The 20117-nt window shown below is 63.4% G+C and carries 19 protein-coding genes; 11 read left to right on the top strand and 8 right to left on the bottom strand.

The genetic code is table 11. From position 1 onward, the window contains the following. Positions 1–232: 232 nt before the first annotated feature. A complete protein-coding gene (locus PQR67_RS17165; RefSeq protein ID WP_408461450.1) occupies positions 233–1600 on the top strand; it encodes an APC family permease in 1368 nt (455 codons plus the stop codon). Between the two features lie 48 nt (positions 1601–1648). Here the strand turns inward: PQR67_RS17165 and PQR67_RS17160 are convergent, their stop codons facing one another. After that, positions 1649–1831: a hypothetical protein gene (locus PQR67_RS17160; protein ID WP_408461447.1), complete on the bottom strand. Its 183-nt coding sequence runs from the start codon at positions 1829–1831 to the stop codon at positions 1649–1651. A 170-nt stretch (positions 1832–2001) separates the two neighbouring features. Then, positions 2002–2898, bottom strand: coding sequence for an NAD-dependent epimerase/dehydratase family protein (locus PQR67_RS17155; RefSeq protein ID WP_408461444.1), 897 nt, complete (start codon positions 2896–2898; stop codon positions 2002–2004). A 584-nt stretch (positions 2899–3482) separates the two neighbouring features. Between PQR67_RS17155 and hutH the strand changes: the two genes are divergently transcribed. The 7 genes from hutH (at position 3483) to hutG (ending at position 11836) form a co-directional block, all read left to right on the top strand. Next, positions 3483–5006 carry a histidine ammonia-lyase gene (gene hutH / locus PQR67_RS17150; protein WP_408461442.1) on the top strand — a complete coding sequence of 508 codons (1524 nt, stop codon included), beginning with the start codon at positions 3483–3485 and terminating at the stop codon, positions 5004–5006. A 37-nt stretch (positions 5007–5043) separates the two neighbouring features. Further along, on the top strand, positions 5044–5739 hold the full coding sequence (gene hutC, locus PQR67_RS17145) for a histidine utilization transcriptional repressor HutC (RefSeq protein WP_408461439.1): 696 nt from the start codon (positions 5044–5046) through the stop codon (positions 5737–5739). 69 nt (positions 5740–5808) lie between these two features. Next, complete coding sequence (hutU, locus tag PQR67_RS17140) at positions 5809–7497, top strand: urocanate hydratase (RefSeq protein ID WP_408461436.1); 1689 nt, start codon at positions 5809–5811, stop codon at positions 7495–7497. A gap of 2 nt (positions 7498–7499) precedes the next feature. After that, the gene (locus PQR67_RS17135) at positions 7500–8129 is read left to right on the top strand and encodes a HutD/Ves family protein (protein ID WP_408461433.1); all 630 of its coding nucleotides are present in this window, start codon (positions 7500–7502) and stop codon (positions 8127–8129) included. 143 nt (positions 8130–8272) lie between these two features. Next, complete coding sequence (gene hutI / locus PQR67_RS17130; protein WP_408461430.1) at positions 8273–9496, top strand: imidazolonepropionase; 1224 nt, start codon at positions 8273–8275, stop codon at positions 9494–9496. A 10-nt stretch (positions 9497–9506) separates the two neighbouring features. Further along, positions 9507–10892, top strand: coding sequence for a formimidoylglutamate deiminase (locus tag PQR67_RS17125; protein WP_408461427.1), 1386 nt, complete (start codon positions 9507–9509; stop codon positions 10890–10892). Between the two features lie 122 nt (positions 10893–11014). Then, complete coding sequence (hutG, locus tag PQR67_RS17120) at positions 11015–11836, top strand: N-formylglutamate deformylase (protein WP_408461424.1); 822 nt, start codon at positions 11015–11017, stop codon at positions 11834–11836. Positions 11837–12149: 313 nt separating this feature from the next. Here hutG and PQR67_RS17115 read toward each other — a convergent pair whose 3' ends face one another. After that, entirely contained in the window at positions 12150–12284 is a 135-nt protein-coding gene (locus tag PQR67_RS17115; RefSeq protein WP_408461421.1) for a hypothetical protein, read from the bottom strand. Between the two features lie 315 nt (positions 12285–12599). Between PQR67_RS17115 and PQR67_RS17110 the strand changes: the two genes are divergently transcribed. Further along, the gene (locus PQR67_RS17110; protein WP_408461418.1) at positions 12600–13265 is read left to right on the top strand and encodes a hypothetical protein; all 666 of its coding nucleotides are present in this window, start codon (positions 12600–12602) and stop codon (positions 13263–13265) included. Positions 13266–13297: 32 nt separating this feature from the next. Here the strand turns inward: PQR67_RS17110 and PQR67_RS17105 are convergent, their stop codons facing one another. Beyond that, complete coding sequence (locus PQR67_RS17105) at positions 13298–13846, bottom strand: hypothetical protein (RefSeq protein ID WP_408461415.1); 549 nt, start codon at positions 13844–13846, stop codon at positions 13298–13300. A gap of 109 nt (positions 13847–13955) precedes the next feature. Between PQR67_RS17105 and PQR67_RS17100 the strand changes: the two genes are divergently transcribed. After that, positions 13956–14855, top strand: coding sequence for a helix-turn-helix transcriptional regulator (locus tag PQR67_RS17100; protein ID WP_408461412.1), 900 nt, complete (start codon positions 13956–13958; stop codon positions 14853–14855). Beyond that, positions 14852–16786, top strand: a complete 1935-nt coding sequence (locus tag PQR67_RS17095; protein ID WP_408461409.1) for a DUF3857 domain-containing transglutaminase family protein — start codon at positions 14852–14854, stop codon at positions 16784–16786. The genes PQR67_RS17100 and PQR67_RS17095 overlap by 4 nt, the downstream gene beginning before the upstream one ends. A 115-nt stretch (positions 16787–16901) precedes the next feature. Here the strand turns inward: PQR67_RS17095 and PQR67_RS17090 are convergent, their stop codons facing one another. The 4 genes from PQR67_RS17090 to pdxY all read right to left on the bottom strand — a co-directional run bounded on the left by PQR67_RS17090 (position 16902) and on the right by pdxY (position 20038). Next, positions 16902–18053 carry a branched-chain amino acid ABC transporter substrate-binding protein gene (locus PQR67_RS17090; RefSeq protein ID WP_408461406.1) on the bottom strand — a complete coding sequence of 384 codons (1152 nt, stop codon included), beginning with the start codon at positions 18051–18053 and terminating at the stop codon, positions 16902–16904. A gap of 74 nt (positions 18054–18127) precedes the next feature. Continuing rightward, positions 18128–18259 (bottom strand): hypothetical protein, encoded by a 132-nt coding sequence (locus PQR67_RS17085; protein WP_408461403.1) that lies wholly within the window; start codon positions 18257–18259, stop codon positions 18128–18130. Between the two features lie 222 nt (positions 18260–18481). Then, entirely contained in the window at positions 18482–18943 is a 462-nt protein-coding gene (locus tag PQR67_RS17080; protein ID WP_408461400.1) for a hypothetical protein, read from the bottom strand. 228 nt (positions 18944–19171) lie between these two features. Beyond that, the gene (gene pdxY / locus PQR67_RS17075; protein ID WP_408461397.1) at positions 19172–20038 is read right to left on the bottom strand and encodes a pyridoxal kinase PdxY; all 867 of its coding nucleotides are present in this window, start codon (positions 20036–20038) and stop codon (positions 19172–19174) included. Positions 20039–20117: the final 79 nt, after the last annotated feature.

Genomic DNA, 20117 nt, shown 5'->3' with positions numbered 1-20117 from the left:
GCTTTGACGTGCGCTAACGTGGGTTAAGGCTCGCGCGCGAGGTGCCTGGAGGCGCAGGTAAGCGCCGTTCGGCACCTGCCGGGAAACTGACAGGCACCTCGGCGCACCCATCAGGCAAACAACCATCCGCGCGGTAGACGCGCATCCAGAACATCTGATCGACAACGCTCGACCGGGGCGCGTTCAACGCCGCCTCCGGCGACGCTCGTCCATTCGCAAGAGGAGACACCGCATGACCCCGACATCGCCCACCGAGCGCCCCGGCGCATCTGCCGCGCCCGAAGCCACGCGTCTGAAGCGCACCCTCGGGCTGCCTTCAGTCCTGTTGTTCGGCCTCGCCTATATGGCGCCGCTGATCGTCTACGGCACCTACGGTGTGCTGGCGAGCGCCAGCAGCGATACCGCCGCGCTCGCGTATCTGATCGCCCTGATCGCGATCGTGTTCACCGCGCTCAGTTACGGCAAGCTCGCGCGGCTGTTCCCGGTAGCGGGTTCGGCTTATACGTACACGCGCAAAACTTTCAATCCGCATCTGGGATTCATGATCGGCTGGGCCACCTTGCTCGATTATTTTTTCCTGCCGATGGTGATCTGGCTGATCGGCGCCGCGTATCTCAGCGCCGCGTTTCCGCACATTCCGAGCTGGATCTGGATCGTCGCATTCATCGTGCTGACGAGTGCGCTGAACATTCTCGGCATTGAACTCGCGAACCGCTTCAACATCGTGCTGATGGTTGTGCAACTCGCGATCGTCGCGTTGTTCGTCGTGCTGTGCTGCCACTATGTGACCGCGGCGGCGGGCCCCGGTGGCCTGATTTCGGCCGAGCCGTTCTTCAAGCCGCATGTGCCGCTCTCGGCGACGATGGCGGGTGCCGCGATTGCCGCTTATTCGTATCTTGGCTTCGACGCGGTGTCGACGTTGACCGAAGAAACCATCGCCCCGGAGAAGACCATGCCGCGCGCGATCCTGCTGATCGCGCTGATCGGTGGCGCGATCTTCGTGATTGCCGCGTACACGGTGCAGCTTGCACACCCGGGTGCGGTGTTCAAGGACCCGGATTCGGCCGCTTTCGAAGTCGCGCGCAAAGTGGGCGGCGATATTTTCGTCACGGTGTTTCTGGCCGGCCTGATTCTCGCGCAGTTTGCTTCGGGCATTTCGGCGCAGGCAAGCGTGGGACGTTTGCTGTATGCAATGGGACGCGATGAAGTATTGCCCAAACGCATCTTCGGTTTCGTCCATCCGAAGTTCAAGACCCCGGCGCTGAACATCGCAATCGCGGGTGCAATCGGTCTGGTTGCGTTGAAGCTCGACGTGGCGACGTCGACCTCGTTCATCAACTTTGGCGCGTTTCTCGCGTTCACCGCGGTCAATCTGTGCGTGATCCGCCAGTTCTTCAACGCGAAGGGCAGTGCGAATGCGATGGGTGTGATCGGCGGCCTGCTGTTTCCGCTGGCCGGTGCGATTGCGGATATCTGGTTGCTGGTGAGTCTCGAGAAAACCGCACTCGTGCTCGGCGCGGTGTGGTTCGTGCTGGGCTTGTGCTATCTCGGCTGGATCACGCGCTGTTTCCGCCAGGCGCCGCCGGAAGTCGCGGTTTGATGCAGGCGCGGGTCAAAGCGAATGGCGCTGCATTGCGCAGCGTCGAACTCATAGTGCCATGTCGAATGCGGGCTTGAGGAACACCTCGATCGCCATCACGACAAGACTCATCGCGGCTGCTGCCAGCGTCAACGTACCGTACTCGTCGTAGCGTGCATCGTACAGGCACGCAATGACGAACAGAATCGCCAACAGGTTGGTCAGCCAGTAGAAATTCAGCGCCAAAGTCATCGATCAAATCCGGGCTCACGCGCGACTCGTTTCGTCGAATCACGCTATAACGTGGGCCGGATTCTAGCGAGGTGAGCTTACGGATTCGCAACACCCAGGCTTACACTGCTTACGCTTCTTCCGGGAGCCCCTTGGGGCTCCCGGAAGAAGTACTCCAGGGCGACACCACATCAAACCATGTCGTGCTCGATCCACTCGATCACCGAACTGTGTTTCGGCTGCCAGCCAAGCAGCTTGCGTGCGCGCTCACCGCGCACACGGCTGTTCGATCCGAGTCCATACGACGCCATTTCGTAGCCCCATTCCTTTTGCGCTGCGTCGAGTGGCCAGTCTTGCGGCTCGCCGAGTTTCATCACATGCGCGATTGCCGCGCTCATGTCGCGAAACGACGCTTCACCGCTTTCGACGAAGTAGAACGTACCCGCCGGCGTTTTTTCCAATGCAAGGCGATAGAGCTCGGCGACGTCGTCGATATGCACGTTCGACCAGATATTGCCGCCGCTACCCACATGCCGCACCACACCGCTCCTTTGCGCCTGACGCACGAGCCGCGGCAACTGCACGCTGGCGCTGCCCGGCACGGCGCCGTGGCCATAGATCAGCGTGTTGCATAACACCGCCGAGCGAATGTTTTGCTGTGCGGCATCGAGCACGAGCTGATCGATGGCGACGCGCGCCGCTTTATCCGCGGTGGGCTGGGGCAGGGCGTCCTCGTGATAGATACGTGCCTCGCCGGCCTCGCCGCCCGACGCATCGCCGACGATGCTCGAGCCGCTCGTATGCAGAAACGGTTTGCCGGAACCGGCGAGGCCGTCGATCAGCGCTTTCACCGCGCCCTCGTGGTCGCTGCTCGCGGCGTTGATGACCGCGTCGGCGGCGTGTGCTTCGGCGATCAGCAGTTCGCGCTCGTCGAGCGTGCCGATGACGGGTTCGATACCGAGGCGTTGCAATTCAGCGCTGTGCTCAGGCTTGCGGATCAAACCGCGCACTTGATGGCCGGCGCGCGCGAGATGCGCCGCGATCGACCCGCCGATAAAACCGCTTGCGCCAGTAATGAAAATCTTCAAGACGTTCTCCTTGGTGGAAACACCGGAAACACGATGCAATGCACGCAGTATCCGCCGTCTTGATTCTCGCAAAAAGCGTATTAGTCTCAAATCAATCTTGATTTTTAATCAACAATGACGACGCTCGCGGACCGTGATCACCGCATCGAGCGGCGAGACTCCGCGCCCGTTGGCCTGTCGGGATGAGGCGGCGTGGGTCGGACGTTGGCCAAACCTTCGCCACTCATACGCTGAACAAAACCCACGGCTTCGGCGAGTGCGCGGCCTTTTTTGCGCTCTCAGCGGGCTCTCCTATGATTCAGCGAAGGGCATGGGCTGGCCCGATTGCGCCAGCCGTCGCGTTGAATCTTTTTGTCCGCTTGCCGTCGTGTATTTTTGACGTGTATATACAAGTCATTCCTCGGGACGAGCGATTCCGGCGCGGTGTACGCAAGCGCCCGAAACCCCTGCCGATGCGGCACCGATACCGCCGGCAACCAGTCCTAATGGAAACCCCTAGGTCCGAAGCTGCAAAAACAGGTTGTATATACAAGGCGGCGACGCTAGACTTCTCTCAAATTGTATAGACAAGACAGGACGACACCATGATGATTCTGAAGCCCGGCTATCTGACCCTCCCGCAACTGCGCCAGATCGCACGCGAACATGTCGCGCTGCAACTCGATCCCGCCAGCCACGCCGCCATCGACGCCTGCGCCAAGGCCGTCGCCGACATCGCCGCGAAGGGCGAGCCGGCGTACGGCATCAACACGGGTTTCGGGCGTCTCGCCAGCACGCACATCCCCCACGACCAGCTCGAACTGCTGCAACGCAATCTGGTGTTGTCGCACGCGGTCGGCGTGGGTGAGCCGATGTCGCGTCCGGTGGTGCGCCTGCTGATCGCGTTGAAGCTGTCGAGCCTGGGCCGCGGCCACTCGGGTATCCGCCGCGAAGTGATGGAAGCGCTGATCACGCTGTACAACGCGGACGTGCTGCCGGTGATTCCGGTCAAGGGTTCGGTCGGCGCATCGGGCGACCTCGCGCCGCTCGCGCATATGTCGGCCACCTTGCTGGGGGTCGGCGACGTGTTCGCGAAGGGCGAGCGCATGCCGGCTACCGAAGGCCTCAAGCTGGTCGGCCTCAAGCCGCTCACGCTGCAAGCGAAGGAAGGCCTGGCGCTGCTGAACGGCACGCAAGCCTCGACCGCGCTCGCGCTTTACAACATGTTCGCCATCGAAGACCTGTACCGCACCGCACTGGTGGCAGGTGCGTTGTCAGTGGACGCCGCAGCGGGTTCGGTCAAGCCGTTCGACGCGCGCATTCACGAACTGCGCGGCCATCAAGGTCAGATCGACGCGGCTGCTAGCTACCGTTCGCTGTTGAATGGTTCGGCAATCAATGTTTCGCATGCCGATTGCGACAAGGTGCAAGACCCGTACAGCCTGCGCTGCCAGCCACAAGTGATGGGCGCGTGTCTGGACCAGATGCGTCACGCAGCCGACGTGCTGCTGGTGGAAGCGAACGCCGTCTCCGACAATCCGCTGATTTTCCCGGACACGGGCGAAGTGCTGTCGGGCGGTAATTTCCACGCTGAGCCGGTTGCGTTCGCAGCCGACAACCTCGCGATCGCTGTCTCCGAAATCGGTGCATTGGCTGAACGCCGCATCGCGCTGCTGATCGACGCGACGCTTTCGGGTCTGCCGCCGTTCCTCGTGCGTGATGGCGGTGTCAATTCGGGCTTCATGATCGCTCACGTGACCGCCGCGGCGCTCGCGTCGGAGAACAAGACGCTCGCGCATCCGGCTTCGGTCGATTCGCTGCCGACCTCCGCGAACCAGGAAGACCACGTTTCGATGGCGACGTTCGCTGCGCGCAAGCTCGGCGATATCGCTGAGAACGTGGCGAACATCCTGTCGATCGAGTTGCTCGCTGCGGCGCAAGGCGTCGATCTGCGCGCACCGCACAAGACCAGCCCGAGCCTGCAGAAAGTGATGGACACGGTGCGCAAGGATGTCGCGCACTACGAGCTCGATCATTACTTCGCGCCCGATATCGAGGCGGTTACGCGTCTCGTGCAGAACGGCACGATCGCGAAGCTGAGCCCGTTCTCGTTCGCTTCAGAACAGTAAGCTCGGACAACCCGTTTCAAGCACGCAAAGCAAGCCAATGAACGCACCGGCCTATCAGGGCATCAAGGACTTCATCCTCGGCCGCATCCATGCGGGCGAATGGGCCGAAGGCGACCAGGTGCCCTCCGAAAACGAGCTCGCGCGCGAATTCAACGTCGCGCGCATGACGGTCAACCGCGCGTTGCGCGAGTTGACCTCGGAGCAGGTTCTCACGCGGGTGCAGGGTTCGGGCACGTTCGTGGCCCGGCCCAAGTACGAATCGACGCTGGTGGCGATCCGCAGCATCTCCGACGAAATTGTCGCGCGCGGTCATCGCTATCAGGCGAAGGTGCTGCACATCGGCGCGAGCATCGCCGACGAGGCGCTCGCCGAGGAAATGCAGATGAGCGCGGGCAGTCCGGTGTTTCATTCACGCGTGCTGCATTTCGAAAACGACGAGCCGGTGCAACTCGAAGAGCGCTGGGTCAACCCGGTGGTCGCGCCTGAGTACGCGCTGCAGGACTTCACGAACACCACGCCGAATCAGTACCTGGTGCGCGTGGCTCCGCTGCAGCGCGTCGAGTACCGCATCGAGGCGTTGGCGGCGGATGCGGATACCCGCGAGCTGCTGACCATGGATGAACTCGAACCGTGCCTCGTGCTGCATCGGCGCACGTGGTCGCAAAGCCAGGTCGCTTCGGTCGCCAATCTCTGGCATCCCGGCAGCCGCTATCGCTTCACCGGCCATTTCTGATTTCGCCGCATTTATCGACTCATTTTCCCGCTTTCTTCCCGAACATTTTCACGCATTCCGAGGGCCACCATGAACAACCCGAAACACATCGACCCGCGTCTGGACCCGACCCGCACGATCCGCGCACCGCGCGGCGCGGAAAAGACCTGCAAGACCTGGATCGCGGAAGCCGCGTACCGGATGATCCAGAACAATCTGGACCCGGAAGTCGCCGAGCATCCGCACGCTCTGGTCGTGTACGGCGGCATTGGCCGTGCCGCGCGTAACTGGGATTGCTTCGATCAGATTCTTGCGTCGCTGAAGGACCTGAATGAAGACGAGACGCTCCTGATTCAATCGGGCAAGCCGGTCGGCGTGTTTCGCACGCATGCGGACGCTCCGCGCGTGCTGCTGGCGAATTCGAACCTGGTGCCGCATTGGGCGACGTGGGAGCATTTCCACGAACTCGATCGCAAGGGCCTGATGATGTACGGCCAGATGACCGCGGGCAGCTGGATCTACATCGGCAGCCAGGGCATCGTGCAGGGCACCTACGAGACGTTCTTCTCGGTGGCGAACCAGCATTTCAACGGCGACCCTTCGGGCCGCTGGATTCTGACGGGTGGTCTCGGCGGCATGGGCGGCGCGCAGCCGCTGGCCGCGACCATGGCCGGTTTCTCGATGATCGCGGTGGAATGCGACGAGACGCGGATCGACTTCCGTCTCAAGACCCGTTATGTCGACAGGAAAGCGAAAACGCTCGACGAAGCGCTTGCCATGCTCGACGAAGCGAAGAAGACCGGCAAGCCGGTGTCGATCGGACTGCTGGGCAATGCCGCCGATGTGTTTGCCGAATGCGTGACGCGCGGCATCACGCCGGATTGCGTGACCGACCAGACCAGCGCGCACGATCCGATTCACGGTTACCTGCCGCAAGGCTGGAGCGTCGAAGACTGGCGCGAGCGCATGAAGACGGCGCCGGACAGCATCGTGCTGCCCGCCAAACAGTCGATGGCCAAGCAGGTGCAGGCGATGCTGACGCTGCAGGAACGTGGCGCGGCCACGCTCGACTACGGCAACAACATTCGTCAGATGGCGCTGGAAATGGGCGTGGAAAACGCGTTCGATTTCCCGGGTTTCGTGCCGGCGTACATCCGTCCGTTGTTCTGCGAAGGCAAGGGCCCGTTCCGTTGGGTCGCGCTGTCGGGCGATCCGGAAGACATCTACAAGACCGACGCCAAGGTCAAGGAACTGATTCCTGACGATCCGCATCTGCACAACTGGCTCGACATGGCGCGCGAACGTATTGCGTTCCAGGGCCTGCCGGCGCGGATCTGCTGGGTCGGCGTGAAGGATCGTTATCGTCTGGGCCAGGCGTTCAACGAAATGGTCAGGACCGGCGAGTTGAAGGCGCCGATCGTGATCGGCCGCGATCACCTGGACACGGGTTCGGTCGCAAGCCCGAATCGTGAAACCGAATCGATGAAAGACGGCTCGGACGCAGTCAGCGACTGGCCGCTGCTCAACGCACTGCTGAACACGGCAGGCGGCGCGTCGTGGGTCTCCCTGCATCACGGTGGCGGCGTCGGCATGGGCTTCAGCCAGCACTCGGGTGTCGTGATCGTCGCTGACGGCACGGATGCCGCGAAGGAACGCCTCGGCCGTGTGCTGTTCAACGATCCGGCGACCGGTGTGATGCGTCACGCGGATGCGGGTTATGAACTCGCGCAGGAAACGGCGCGTGAGGCCGGCCTGAATCTGCCGATGCTGGGCCGTTGATCGTGGCGCTTCACAGCACGCTTGCCGATAACAGGGCAACCGCGACGCTGATTCGCGGCGCCGATCTTGTGGCGGCGCCGTGGAAGAACGGCGGCGGCGTCACGCGTGAAGTGGCGGCGTTCCCGGTAAGCGCCGGGCTCGACGCATTCACGTGGCGCGTGAGCATCGCCGACGTGGCGCAGGCCGGACCGTTCTCGCGTTTTGCGGGTATCGACCGCACGTTGGCGTTGTTGTCGGGCGCGGGCATGTTGCTCGACGAAACAGACGCCGGCGTGCAGGCCGTGAAGACGCACGCGTTGATCCAGCCGCTCGACATCGCGCGGTTCGCGGGTGAAGCGCAAATAGACGCACGTCTGGTTGACGGCGCCACGCGCGACTTCAACCTGATGGTTCGCCGTGGCGCGGCGGTGGGTGAAACCGAAGTGTGGCGCGGTGCGACGCACTGCACTTTGTCCGCCGACGTGGTGCTGTTGTTTTGCGCGAGCGGTTCGGTTTCGGTCACACTCGGTGACGAAACCGGGGCGCACGTGCTCGAGGCTGACGACACACTGCGCATCGACACGCCGAACGCGCTGTCGTGCACGGTCAAGGGCACGGGCGCATTGCTCGCGATCAGCATCCGCTACACGTGATGAACGCAACGATGACGACGATTCGCACGCACGCTTAAGTCACTGCAGTTGCCGGGAAAATGCCGGGCAATTGCTTCCTGAATGGCTGGCAAAAGCGCGCAGCGAACCACTACAGACACGCAACGAGCTGCAACGAGCACGCGATGAAGCAAACCGTCTGGCATCACCTGAAACTTTGCCCCCAGGGCGATCCCCGCGATACGCTGCCCAATGCCGCGATTGCCGTTGAAAACGGCAAGATCGTGTGGCTCGGCGCGGCATCCGAATTACCCGCCGGCTACGCCGAGTGGCCGCGTGAAGACCTGCACGGCGCGTGGGTGACGCCGGGCCTCGTCGATTGCCATACGCATCTGGTGTACGGCGGCCAGCGCGCGGATGAATTCGCGCAGCGCCTTGCCGGTGTCAGTTATGAGGAAATCGCGCGGCAGGGCGGCGGTATCGTCTCGACGGTGCGCGCCACGCGCGCCGCCGACGAAGACTCGTTGTTCCGCCAAGCGGCCGCGCGCCTCGAACCGCTGCTCGCCGAAGGCGTCACGGCGGTCGAAATCAAATCCGGTTACGGTCTCGATCTCGCCAGCGAGCGCAAGATGTTGCGCGTCGCGCGGCGGTTGGGCGAGCGCTATCCGGTATCGGTGTACACGACATTTCTCGGTGCGCACGCGTTGCCGCCGGAATTCGCGGGAAGGGCCGATGCGTACATCGACGAAGTCTGCAATACGATGCTGCCCGCGCTCGCTGACGAAGGCCTGGTTGACGCCGTCGACGTGTTTTGCGAGCGTATCGGGTTTTCGCTTGAGCAAAGCGAGCGCGTGTTTGAGGCCGCGGAGCGCTACAAACTGCCGGTGAAAATGCACGCGGAGCAGTTGTCGAACAGCGGCGGCACGGCCCTGGCCGCGCGACACCATGCGCTGTCCGCGGATCACCTCGAGTTTCTCGACGAAGCGGGCGTTGCCGCGATGAAAGCGTCCGGCACGGTCGCCGTGCTGCTGCCCGGCGCGTACTACTTCATCCGCGAGACGCAATTGCCGCCGCTGGACTTGCTGCGGCGCTATCAGGTGCCGATCGCGATTTCCACCGACAGCAATCCCGGCACGTCGCCCACCACCTCGCTGCTGCTGATGATGAACATGGCGACCACCTTGTTCCGCATGACCGTGCCTGAAGTGCTGCAAGGCGTGACTTCGCATGCGGCACGCGCGCTCGGCAAGGCGGACCGGCATGGTTCGCTCGAAGTGGGGCGCGCGGCGGATTTCGCGGTGTGGTCGGTCGAAACGCTGGCCGAGCTGGCTTACTGGATTGGGCGTCCGTTGTGCGCGCAAGTCGTGCGCGCGGGCGAGACGGTTTATACGCGGCGTGATTTGAGCTAGGGCCTGAGAGATGATGCAATCAAAACAATCACTATTCGCCGATCACGCCTATCTGCCCGATGGCTGGCGCCGCAATGTGCTGCTGGAATGGGACGCAAACGGTACGCTGACATCCGTGACGCCCGATACGGCGGCGGTTCCCGATGGCGTGCAAAAAGCCGCCGGCCCCGTGTTGCCTGGCATGCCGAATCTTCACTCGCATGCGTTTCAACGCGCGATGGCCGGCCTGACCGAATATCGCGCGAACGCTACGGATAACTTCTGGAGCTGGCGCGATCTGATGTACCGCTTCGCCGCGCGGATCACGCCGGAAGGACTCGCTGCGGTAGCGCAGTGGCTGTACATCGAAATGTTGAAGGCGGGCTATACGTCGGTCTGCGAATTTCATTACGTGCACCACACGCCGGATGGCGGCCGCTATGCGAACCAGGCGGAACTGGCACAGCGTGTGGTGGATGCGGCTTCGGCAAGCGGCATCGGCATGACGATGCTGCCCGTGCTGTATCAGTACAGCGGTTTCGGTTCGCGCGCACCGCGCGAAGATCAGCGACGCTTCATCAATACGCCGGAGAGTCTGCTCGATCTGCTCGGTACGTTGCGCGCGGCGCGTCCTGAGAGTGCCGCGTTGCGCTATGGCGTTGCGCCGCATTCGTTGCGCGCGGTATCGGCCGATTCGCTGCATGCGTTGCTGAACGGCATCGATAAAAGCGCGCCGGTTCACATCCATATCGCGGAGCAAACCGCCGAAGTCGACGCCTGCCTCGAAACCGAAGGCGCCCGCCCGGTGCAGTGGCTGCTCGATCGCTTCGATGTCGATAGCCGCTGGTGCCTCGTGCACGCCACGCATGTGGATGCGAACGAAACGCTGGCGCTCGCAAAAAGCGGCGCGGTCGCCGGTTTGTGTCTGACCACCGAAGCTAATCTCGGCGACGGCATTTTTCCGGCGCACGACTATCTTGACGCGCAAGGGCGCATCGGCGTCGGTTCGGATAGTCACATCGGGGTCGACTGGCGAGCGGAATTGCGTTTGCTCGAGTACGGCCAGCGCCTCACGCGCCGGCAGCGCAACGTGCTCGCCTCGCCGCACGCTACGTACGTGGCGGACCGTTTGTTCAATGCCGCGCTGGAAGGCGGCGCACATGCCACGGGGCGTGCGGTCGGCGCATTGCAAGCGGGCCGCCGCGCCGACTGGCTGGTGCTCGATGCCGATCACTCCAGCATCGCCGAGCATGCTCCGAACGCGTGGCTCTCGGGCGTTGTATTCTGCGAACATGGCGAGTCGCCCATTCGCGACGTCTATGCGGGCGGCGACAGGGTGGTCGAGAACCGCCGCCATCGCGACGAGGCGGGCGCTTACGCTCGCTATCGCGCGGCGCTCGCCGAGCTGCTCAGCTAGGTTGCCAACGCCACTTGCGCGCGCCACGTGGCACGTGCCACGTGCCTGAGCGAAATGCTTGCGTGAATTGCCGCGTGAGCCGAGTAAGCTGAGCCTTCGACTTTTATCGATTCCGGACTGATATGACTGCTTCGTCTATTGCAACTGCTCCGCCGGTTTTATCGCTGCATCAGGGAAGCCTGCCGCTGCTGATTTCGATCCCGCATCTGGGCACCCAAATCCCCGCCGATATCGCCGCCACGATGACGCCGGCCGCGCAGCGCACCGATGACTGCGACTGGCACCTCGACCGCCTCTACGCGTTTGCGAAGCGCATGGGCGCGTCGATCCTGGCGCCGACGTACGCGCGTTATGTGATCGACCTGAACCGCCCGCCCGACGGTGCGAATCTGTATCCGGGGCAGGACACCACCGGATTGCTGCCGGTCGATACCTTCGACAAGGAACCCTTGTACCTGGAAGGCCATTTGCCGACCGACGCAGAAGTCGCGCGCCGGCGCGATGCTTACTGGAAACCCTATCACGATGCGCTGGTGGGCGAGCTCGCGGCGCTGAAGGCGAAGCACGGCACCGTACTGTTGTGGGAAGCGCATTCGATTCGCTCGCACGTACCGCGTTTTTTCGAAGGACGTCTGCCGGACTTCAATTTCGGCACGTCGAACGGCGCTAGTGCGGTGGCGGGATTGGGCGAGGAACTGGCCGCTATGGTCGAGCGGCATGGCGCTTATTCCGCGGTTGCCAACGGGCGCTTCAAGGGTGGCTACATCACGCGGGAGTACGGGCAGCCGTCGCAGGGCGTGCATGCGGTACAGCTCGAGTTGTCGCAGATTACGTATATGGAGGAACAGATGCCGTATGCGTATGACGAAAGCCTGGCCGTGAAGGTCGAACCTTTGCTGGAACAACTGCTGACGACGGCATTGGCGCGCGTCAGCGCAGCCTGAAGGCGACAAGTTTGAAGGCGGCGCTTTGAAGGCGCCGCCGTCACGGAACGTCCCCTCATCTTCTCCACGCGGCTCGCCGCGCTTCGCATTGCGCGAGGCCGCGGCCGCGTCGGCTCACACCGCAAAGGTGTAACAGCATGTGTCCGTGATTGCATGCTGCGGCTTTCGCGCCGAACGTATAGAGCGTTGCAGCTTTTGTCAGAGCGTTGAAGCGCTGCGTGAGCGCGCGTCCAGTCGAGGCGCAGCGGCCACAAAAAAGCCCCGCTGATGGCGGGGCTTATCGATGCGCGCCGTGTGTGGCGCAGCACAACGATCAGTGGCAGTGACGTTCCCAGTGGTGGTGGACGCGCACCTTGTGGCATACGGGGTGGTGCTCATAAGCTTGAGCAGGAGCGACCGCGCTGAGGGTGACGACGGTTGCTGCGATGGCGAGAACAATTTTCTTCATTACAGAATCCTTAAATCATGATGGTGGTGCTGACGCTGCAGCACATGGCGTGCCGCAACGGTGCGAAAGGATGCCACATATAGCGCGTGTCGCGTGGGAACGCTGACTGAATGCATGGGTCAACTCAAAACGCCGGGCTTCGTGGCGTTTTATCCCTGAGTGTCGCGCGATAGCGTGTCATTCCGACACGTCGAGCGACGCGCAATACGCGTGCGGGCATTGCGTGCCAGGCGCTGAAGCGGCTACCCTTTCAGAACGATGACGTGTTGGCGTGACGTCATCCATACATCGGGCAAAAAGATGGAAGACCCAGCGATGGAAGATTCCGATGAATTGCTGCTCCCGGTCTGGCGAGCGAACCTGGTGCTGCTGACCCGCGAGGTCGGCGCGGCGACGCGTCTGGCGCGCATGATGACCTTTTCCGCCAGTTACCTGAAATTGATGTTGTCCGGCCAGCGCGAATTCAGCGAGGAGTTCGTGCGCGGTATCGAGGCCGTGACGGGCTTGCCGAATGGCTGGATGAACGTGTCGCATACCGGGCAGGACATCCCGGCCAATGCGCGCGAAGCGATCGACAACGAACAGCCGCTCGCGCGTTTTCGCGGCACCGCGCATCCGGTGCGCAAGAAGACGGTGCTGCGGCCGCCCGAGCCGATTTTCGGTCAGGCGAGTCCGGCCAAACGCGTGGAAGAAGACTCGCTCGACGCTGAGGCGCATCGGCGGCAGGCTCACTTCCGCAAGGTTCGCGATCTGGCGATGCAGGACGTGCGGCGCTTCGAGCGGCATTTGAGTCATGCGCCGGTGGATCTTGCGTCGATGCGATCGAAGGTCGAGGACGTGATCGCGGCCGCCGAGCTCGACGACCCGATTCAGGCCGACCTGGCTGGCCGGCTCGAGCAGATCGAAAAACACCGGCATTTACTGCTCAGGCACGTGGAGCGGTTGCAGGCTTTGCTTGGGCAGATTGGGGGAGGGGATTGATGCCGGCCGCTGCAACCCCTCAACCTCGCAACCTACCGCCTGCGCCGTGCGTGAAACTCGGCCTCGAGCGTCCACGTCACGCCGTCCCGCGCCAGTGCGACGCCGGTCCACCGGAATGAATTCCGTGTGATATCGGTGAAGTTCCAGCGAATCGGCGTGCCGTCGGCATGTGTGCCGATCTGCACGAGATCGTTGCCCACACGCCGGCCGGTCAACTCATCACGCTGACCGGTCAGCGGATTGATGTAAGTCACGCGCCACGCCCCCAGCGCCGGGTCCCACACCCGCAGCGTGGTGCCGTACATGGTGTCGGCGGGAGCGAGCCCCGCCTGTTCCTGCTCGCCGCGTGGAGGCATGATCCACACGTCCTGCACGGCGCGTCCCTCGAGGACCCAGCCGAAATGAATCTCGCCGCGGCGGCGCGCGTGGCCGAGGTCGACGCGGTAGTGCAGCACGTCCATATCCCAACTGCCGATCAGCCAGCCGTAGAGATCGTCGGCGGCATCGATGTCCGCGGCGCGCGCCGGGGCGCTCAAGGCGGCGTGAAAGCCTCGGTCGACAGTGTCGTCCAGCATGTTCATCGTGCGTGCTCCTTTGGGTGTCGGGTGAAAACGCCAGCGCGGCAACAGGCAAAACCGCGTCGCCCGCCGATGTGCTAAAACCACAATACGGACTCAGCCGAGGTGCATCTTGGGGAAAATTGCCGTCACTTTGCAGCAGGCGCTCGCGCAACGCGCACGGGAAGGCACACGCGGCGATACCCGCGCGCGTGCGTTGGCCCAGGGTGCGAACTGGGACGCCGCGGACATGCTTTGCACCTTCGGCCCACGCGACCAGCCGTTCGAAGAGCGGCACGCGGGCGTGTGCATCGCCATGGTGGTCGCCGGCTCGTTCGGCTACCGGAGCGCAACGGGACGGGCATTGTTGACCCCCGGCGCGCTGCTGCTCGGCAATCCGGGTGACTGCTTCGAATGCGGCCATCGGCATGCGGCGGGCGATCGCTGCATCGCCTTCCGTTATGCGCCGGCGTACTTCGAGCGGCTTGCCGCGGACGCGGGCATCGCGAGCGGCGATCTGAACTTCAGGCGCGCGCGCATTCCGTCGCTGCCCGCGTTGTCGCCGCTGATCGCGCGCGCCTGCGCCGGCGCGCTGGATGCGGGTGGTGCGGTGTGGGATGAACTCGCGGTTGAACTGGCCGCCGCGGCGCTCAAGGCAGCGGGCGCATTGACGCGTGCGGAACCGCCTGCCAGCGCCGCGGCCTGGTCGCGCGTGGCGCAAACGGTGCGCCTGATCGACGACGCGCCTGGCGCGCCGCATACGCTCACGAGCCTCGCTGCCGCAGCGGGTCTGAGCGAGTTCTACTTCCTGCGTACGTTCCAGCGCGTGACCGGCGTGACGCCGCATCAATATGTGCTGCGCGCGCGTTTGCGGGCGGCGGCGCTGCGGCTTCGCGACGACAGCGCGAAGGTTGTCGATATCGCGCTCGATTGCGGCTTCAATGACCTGTCGAATTTCAATCATGCGTTTCGCGCGGAGTTCGCGTCGAGTCCGCTTGCATGGCGGGCGCGGGGCAGGGCGCGTCGCGCATGACCCGGTGCGCCGCGTTCATGAAGGTGGCCGCCGTGGTGGCGCTGTTTGCGTGCGCGAGCGCTTCGCAGGCTGAGGTTAGTCGCGCTAGCGGTCCGGACGCCGCGAGCATCGTCAACGCCCCGAACGACGATCTTTCTCCTTCGACGATCGAGCGTGACGTCCATCTCTTCGTGATCCAGAAAGACGGCTCCGTCGAAGAACATGACGACACGATCCTGCGTGCCAACACGACGAGCGGCGTCGACGATATCGCGCAACGTTACGTGTGGTTCAACAAGGACATCGAGCAGGTGCAATTGCTCGCCGCGGAAACGATCGATCCGAACGGCGTCGCGCATCCGGTCGGCCCCGAGGCGATCCGCGACGTGCAGGAACCGCGCTCGGCGGGCGCGCCGAGTTTCGAAGACGGGGTGTTGCGCACGGTGATTTTTCCGGGTGTCGAACCCGGCGCGCGCGTGCATCTGGCGTTTCGCAAGACCCGCGCGAAGCCGCTGCAAGCGGGCACGTTCGCGTATCTGGTGGAACCGACTCGCGACCCCGTCGAGATGCAGCGCCTGATCTTCGACCTGCCCGCCGATGTGCCGCTTTATGCCGATGCGCGCGGCTACGTCGCGCTGCCGCCCGTCACGGCAAACGGCCGTACCCGCTATGAGTTCGACTATCGGCACGGCTCCTATGTGCCGCTCGAGGCGGGCGCGGTGGGCTATGCAAATTGGGGCGACCGGCTGATGGTGTCGACGGTGCCGGACTTCGCGAACTTCGCCGCGCGTTATCGCGGCCCCGCTGTGGACGCGACGATGAGCGACCCGGCAATCGTCCGGCTTGCAGAAGGCCTGACACAGGGCCTGACCGGCGAGGCCGCCGACCCACGCGCGAAAGCACGGATACTGTACGACTGGATGCGGTTGAATATTCGCTACGTCGCGCTGTTTCTCGGCGAGACGGCGGCGATTCCACATAAGGCGATCGACATCCTGCACAACCGCTATGGCGACTGCAAGGATCACGTCGCGTTGTACAGCGCGCTATTGGCCGCGGTCGGCATCCGCAGCGAGGCCGTGCTGCTCAATCTCGGGCCGTACTACAGTTTGCCGTCCGTGCCGGGGTATGGAGCCAGCGCGATCAATCACGCAATCGTCTGGATTCCTGATCTATCGTTGTTTGCCGACACCACGGCGGGCGGCATGAGTTTTGGCTACCTGCCGCCGAGCGTGATGGACCGGCCCGTTTTGCTGGTCGACGAGGGCGAACTGGCGCGCACGCCGGCCACCCAGTTGCGCCAACGCACGGCGCGTCTGCAGATCGACGTCGATGAGAATGGCGCGGCGAACTACGCTTATCGCGTGGAAGATGCCGGCTATACGGCGGAGCTCGAACGCAATCTGTTTCGACGGGCCACGCGGCAGGGGACGCAGCAGATCGCGGCGAATCGTCTGTTGCAGACCGGCCTGCACGGTACGGCGCACTTGCAGAGCGGCGACGTGACCGCCACGGATGGCCCGTTTTCCACCTCGATGCAGGGACGCGTGCCGCATTTTGTCTGGAGCGATGGCACGACCGCTGTGCCGGCCCTGACGAGCCTGTCCGGTGGCATGGCCGGGCAGGTGCAGGCGTGGCTGGCGGAACCTTCAAGGACACAGCCTTGGGCGTGTATCGGGGGCTCGTTCGACGAGACGCTGGAACTGACGTTGCCGAGGTTCGTTCGTGTAACGGATGTGCCGCCGGATGCCGCCGTGAAGGATCGTTTCTTCGAGTTTTCTTCCCACTACGTGTTCGATCCTGCCACGCGGGTCTTGCAGATCAGGCGACAGCTTCAGGCCGCGTTTGGCCATCAGATGTGTTCTGCCGATGAGTTTGCCGGCGTGAAGGATGACCTCGTGCGGATCGAGCGGGATCTCGATGCCGAGGTGGTGGTGAAGGTGGCCAGATAGGCGTGGGTGAAATACATCCGGCGGAGGCATCGGCAGAGGCGGTAAAACAGCACCGCCTCTGCCGCGCGAACAACAAGGCCTTGAAGGGCAAAACAAGCTGTTTGAAATGCGGCGCTTAACTGCCGCCCTTCGTTACGATCGGAACCCAGGTGCCGTTCTTGACCTGGTACAGCGTGGACGCGCCGCTCTTCAATGCCCCGGTGCTGTCGAAAGAAATCTTGCCGGTTACGCCGTCGTAATCGATCGCCTTGAGAGCAGGCCGGTAAGCCGCCGGCGAGGTGGATTTTGCCTGCTGCATCGCCTTGATCGCGGCCCATGCCCCGTCATAGCCGAACGGCGCGTACGACAGGATATCCACCCCAAAGCGCTTCTTGAACTTCGCGGAGAAGTCCTTGCCGCCCGGCAATTGCGCCAGCGGGCGCCCGTATTCCCACGCCATCGCGCCTTCGGCCGGGTCGCCAGCGAGCTTGATGAAGTCCTCGTCCATCACGCCGCCACCGCCCACCAATTGCGCGCTCACGCCCAATTGCTTCATCCGCTTCGCGAAGCCCGCCGCCTGGGTGTCCAGACCGCCGAAGAAAATCAGGTCGGCGTTGGCCGCCTTGATCTTGGTGATCTGCGTGCTGAAGTCGACCGCGTGATTGTCGGTGTATTCGCGCGTCACGATGTTGCCGCCATGCGCCTTCACCGCCTTTTCGAACTCATCGGCCTCGCCCTGGCCGAACGCGGTGCGATCGTCGATGATCGCAATGCGTTTGGCCTTCGACACTTCCACGGCATAGACCCCCGCGTTGCCGGCGTTCTGCGCATCGGTGGAAATCACCATGAAGGTATTGGCGAAGCCGCGCCCGGTAATGATCGGGTTGGTCGCGGCCGGATCGATCACCGGAATGCCGGCCTGCTCGTACACCTGCGAGGCGGGAATCGTCGTGCCCGAGTTGAAGTGGCCGACAACCGCCGATACGCCCGCGTCGACCAGCTTCTGCGCGGCCTGCACGCCGACGCGCGGATCGGCCTGATCGTCCTCGGAGACGAGCTGGAATTGCGCGACCTTGTCGCCAATCTTGATCTTCTGTGCGTTGGCTTCTTCGATTGCAAGCCGGACGCCGTTCTCCAGATCTTTCCCGTAGCCGGCGTTGGCGCCTGTCAGCGGCGCGGCGAAGCCGATCTTCACCGGCAGGTCGTCGGCGAAACTGGCCAGCGGCGCGATTGCGAAGGTAGCGCCAACAAACAGGGCAAGCGGTTTCAGCGTATTGCGAAGACTCATGGTCTCTCTCTCCATCGACAGTTTCAGGTGTGAAAGCGGCAAGTCGGTCACGCTGGATCGACACGCCGTGGCGTTCACTTGCCGGTCAATCTGGCGCGAATATAGAAAGCCAATTTGCGACCGTCTTGGCAGTTCGCGGCGCTTTGAATGAGCATTTCGGCATAGGCCACGCAGCGCTTGGGCTGGCGGCCGGTCAGCGACAGCACGCGGGTGCGGATTGCTGCATATGCTTAAGAAAGGGGACAGCCGGGTTCAGGCGAAGAAGCGAAGGGGCGGCGGCCCGGAGAAGGCGCTCGGGAAACCGGCGCGAGTGCGCCGGCCTGACTGCGGTGGTGCTTCGCGGAAACAGACTTCCGCGCAGCACCGGCAAAAATGCGGGAGGCGGCCGAATCGCCGGATGCGATCGGCCGTCAGCTAAAACGATGCCGTCAATGCTCGCCTTGCTGGCGCAGCAACTCTTCACGCAGACGCAGCAGGGGCGCCTTGGTTTCTTCGTCGGCCCAGGTGTCGAGATCGTCGATCGCGCGCTGGCAGCCGTCGAGCACCAGATCGAGATCCACCGGCACGCCGTTGTTCAACGCGAATTCGATGGTCTCGGCGAACTGCTGGCACTCGTTCTCGCCGTACGAAATGTCGAGATTGTCGGCGATGACTTCGGCGATGTTGCTACGCGCCTTGTCGTCGGGCGTCACCATCTCGACGATGCCGCGCGCCACCGCCGGCGAATAGTAAAGCGCGATGTCGAGCCACTGCGCGGGGTCGAAGTCGGCCTGGTCGAACTGGCTCTCGAAGAACTCGATCGCTTCCTGCTCGTGCGCTTCGTCCGCGTCGACGCTCATGCACAACTGCTCAAAAAATTCTTCCCGCTCGCTGCGGATATAACCGTCCATCGATGCCTCGTCTGCTGAATGCCGGATGCCTGAATGCCGAACGCCCGGATGCCAAAAAATTGTGGCGTAGGCGGCTGGCGGCCTGAACCCACGCGGCACGCATTATAGGACGCTCAATTGACAAATGTGGGTTGCGTGCCGCGTGCAGCTTCGGCGAGCCGGTGACACGAGGTGCGGGCTTGCATGTTCAGATTGAGGGCAACCGCACGCCAGGCGTGCTACACCGTTTCAGGCCGTCTCCGCGACCCAGGCGTCGAACCATTCACGCGGTTGCGCGATTTCGTTCTGCGCGGCCACCAGTTCCAGTTCATAGCGCCCGGCCTGCCAGGTCGCCTTAACTACCGCGTTGACGGCGGCCAGCGTGTGCTCGAAGGCCGCGCGGATCGAATCGCCCAGCAGCGTACGCGCGACAAACACCGCGCTCGTCAGATCGCCGACGCCCACCGGCTGCCGCGCGAACGGGTAGAGCGGCCGCTGGCCCATCCATGCCTCACGCTCCGTGACGACCAGCATGTTGAAACGGTCGGCGGGGCTGTTGCGATCGAGCAGATGTTTGACCAGCATGAGCTTCGGTCCACGGGCGATGACCTCGCGGCACGCGGTCACGGCTTCTTCAAGGGTCTCGATCTCGCGGCCCACGAGACGCTGCAACTCGGTGTGGTTCGGCGCCATGGCATCGGCGACGGTTGGCATGGTGCGGACCAGAAATTCCTGGATGCCCGGTTCGACCTTGCAGCCGCTCACGGCGCCCATCACCGGATCGCAGAAGTACCACGCGCGCGGATTGGCCGCCTTCACGGCCTTGACGATCTCCACCACGGATTGCGCCTGTTCGGGCGTGCCCAGATAGCCCGACAGCACGGCATCGCAGCGCGGCAGCACGCCGATTGCGCCAATCCCTTCGACGAGTTCTTCCATTTGCGATGCCTCGATCGCGCTGCCGGTCCAATGACCGTACTGCGTGTGATTCGAGAACTGCACGGTGTTGAGCGGCCAGACATTGACGCCGAGCCGGCGCATCGGAAACACGGCCGCGCTGTTACCGGCGTGCCCGAAGACGACATGTGACTGGATGCTCAGAACGTTTTTCGTCATGGTGTGGCCCACGCAAGCAGGGCTGCGCGATCAATGAGAACGGACGGACGGCCGCGATGACGGACCGGTCTTGGCCGGG

Origin of the sequence: Paraburkholderia fungorum (assembly GCF_046026025.1) — a bacterium.
GTDB lineage: Bacteria > Pseudomonadota > Gammaproteobacteria > Burkholderiales > Burkholderiaceae > Paraburkholderia > Paraburkholderia fungorum_E.
Note: the sequence above shows the minus strand (reverse complement) of the source record. Positions and strands in the feature narration are given on the sequence as shown.

What these genes read in the sequence shown, in the direction of transcription:
- PQR67_RS17165 (WP_408461450.1), top strand. Translation starts at nt 233, where the DNA reads ATGACCCCGACATCGCCCACCGAGCGCCCCGGCGCATCTGCCGCGCCC.
- PQR67_RS17160 (WP_408461447.1), bottom strand. Translation starts at nt 1,831, where the DNA reads ATGACTTTGGCGCTGAATTTCTACTGGCTGACCAACCTGTTGGCGATT.
- hutH (WP_408461442.1), top strand. Translation starts at nt 3,483, where the DNA reads ATGATGATTCTGAAGCCCGGCTATCTGACCCTCCCGCAACTGCGCCAG.
- hutC (WP_408461439.1), top strand. Translation starts at nt 5,044, where the DNA reads ATGAACGCACCGGCCTATCAGGGCATCAAGGACTTCATCCTCGGCCGC.
- hutU (WP_408461436.1), top strand. Translation starts at nt 5,809, where the DNA reads ATGAACAACCCGAAACACATCGACCCGCGTCTGGACCCGACCCGCACG.
- hutI (WP_408461430.1), top strand. Translation starts at nt 8,273, where the DNA reads ATGAAGCAAACCGTCTGGCATCACCTGAAACTTTGCCCCCAGGGCGAT.
- PQR67_RS17125 (WP_408461427.1), top strand. Translation starts at nt 9,507, where the DNA reads ATGATGCAATCAAAACAATCACTATTCGCCGATCACGCCTATCTGCCC.
- hutG (WP_408461424.1), top strand. Translation starts at nt 11,015, where the DNA reads ATGACTGCTTCGTCTATTGCAACTGCTCCGCCGGTTTTATCGCTGCAT.
- PQR67_RS17115 (WP_408461421.1), bottom strand. Translation starts at nt 12,284, where the DNA reads ATGAAGAAAATTGTTCTCGCCATCGCAGCAACCGTCGTCACCCTCAGC.
- PQR67_RS17110 (WP_408461418.1), top strand. Translation starts at nt 12,600, where the DNA reads ATGGAAGATTCCGATGAATTGCTGCTCCCGGTCTGGCGAGCGAACCTG.
- PQR67_RS17105 (WP_408461415.1), bottom strand. Translation starts at nt 13,846, where the DNA reads ATGAACATGCTGGACGACACTGTCGACCGAGGCTTTCACGCCGCCTTG.
- PQR67_RS17095 (WP_408461409.1), top strand. Translation starts at nt 14,852, where the DNA reads ATGACCCGGTGCGCCGCGTTCATGAAGGTGGCCGCCGTGGTGGCGCTG.
- PQR67_RS17090 (WP_408461406.1), bottom strand. Translation starts at nt 18,053, where the DNA reads ATGAGTCTTCGCAATACGCTGAAACCGCTTGCCCTGTTTGTTGGCGCT.
- PQR67_RS17080 (WP_408461400.1), bottom strand. Translation starts at nt 18,943, where the DNA reads ATGGACGGTTATATCCGCAGCGAGCGGGAAGAATTTTTTGAGCAGTTG.
- pdxY (WP_408461397.1), bottom strand. Translation starts at nt 20,038, where the DNA reads ATGACGAAAAACGTTCTGAGCATCCAGTCACATGTCGTCTTCGGGCAC.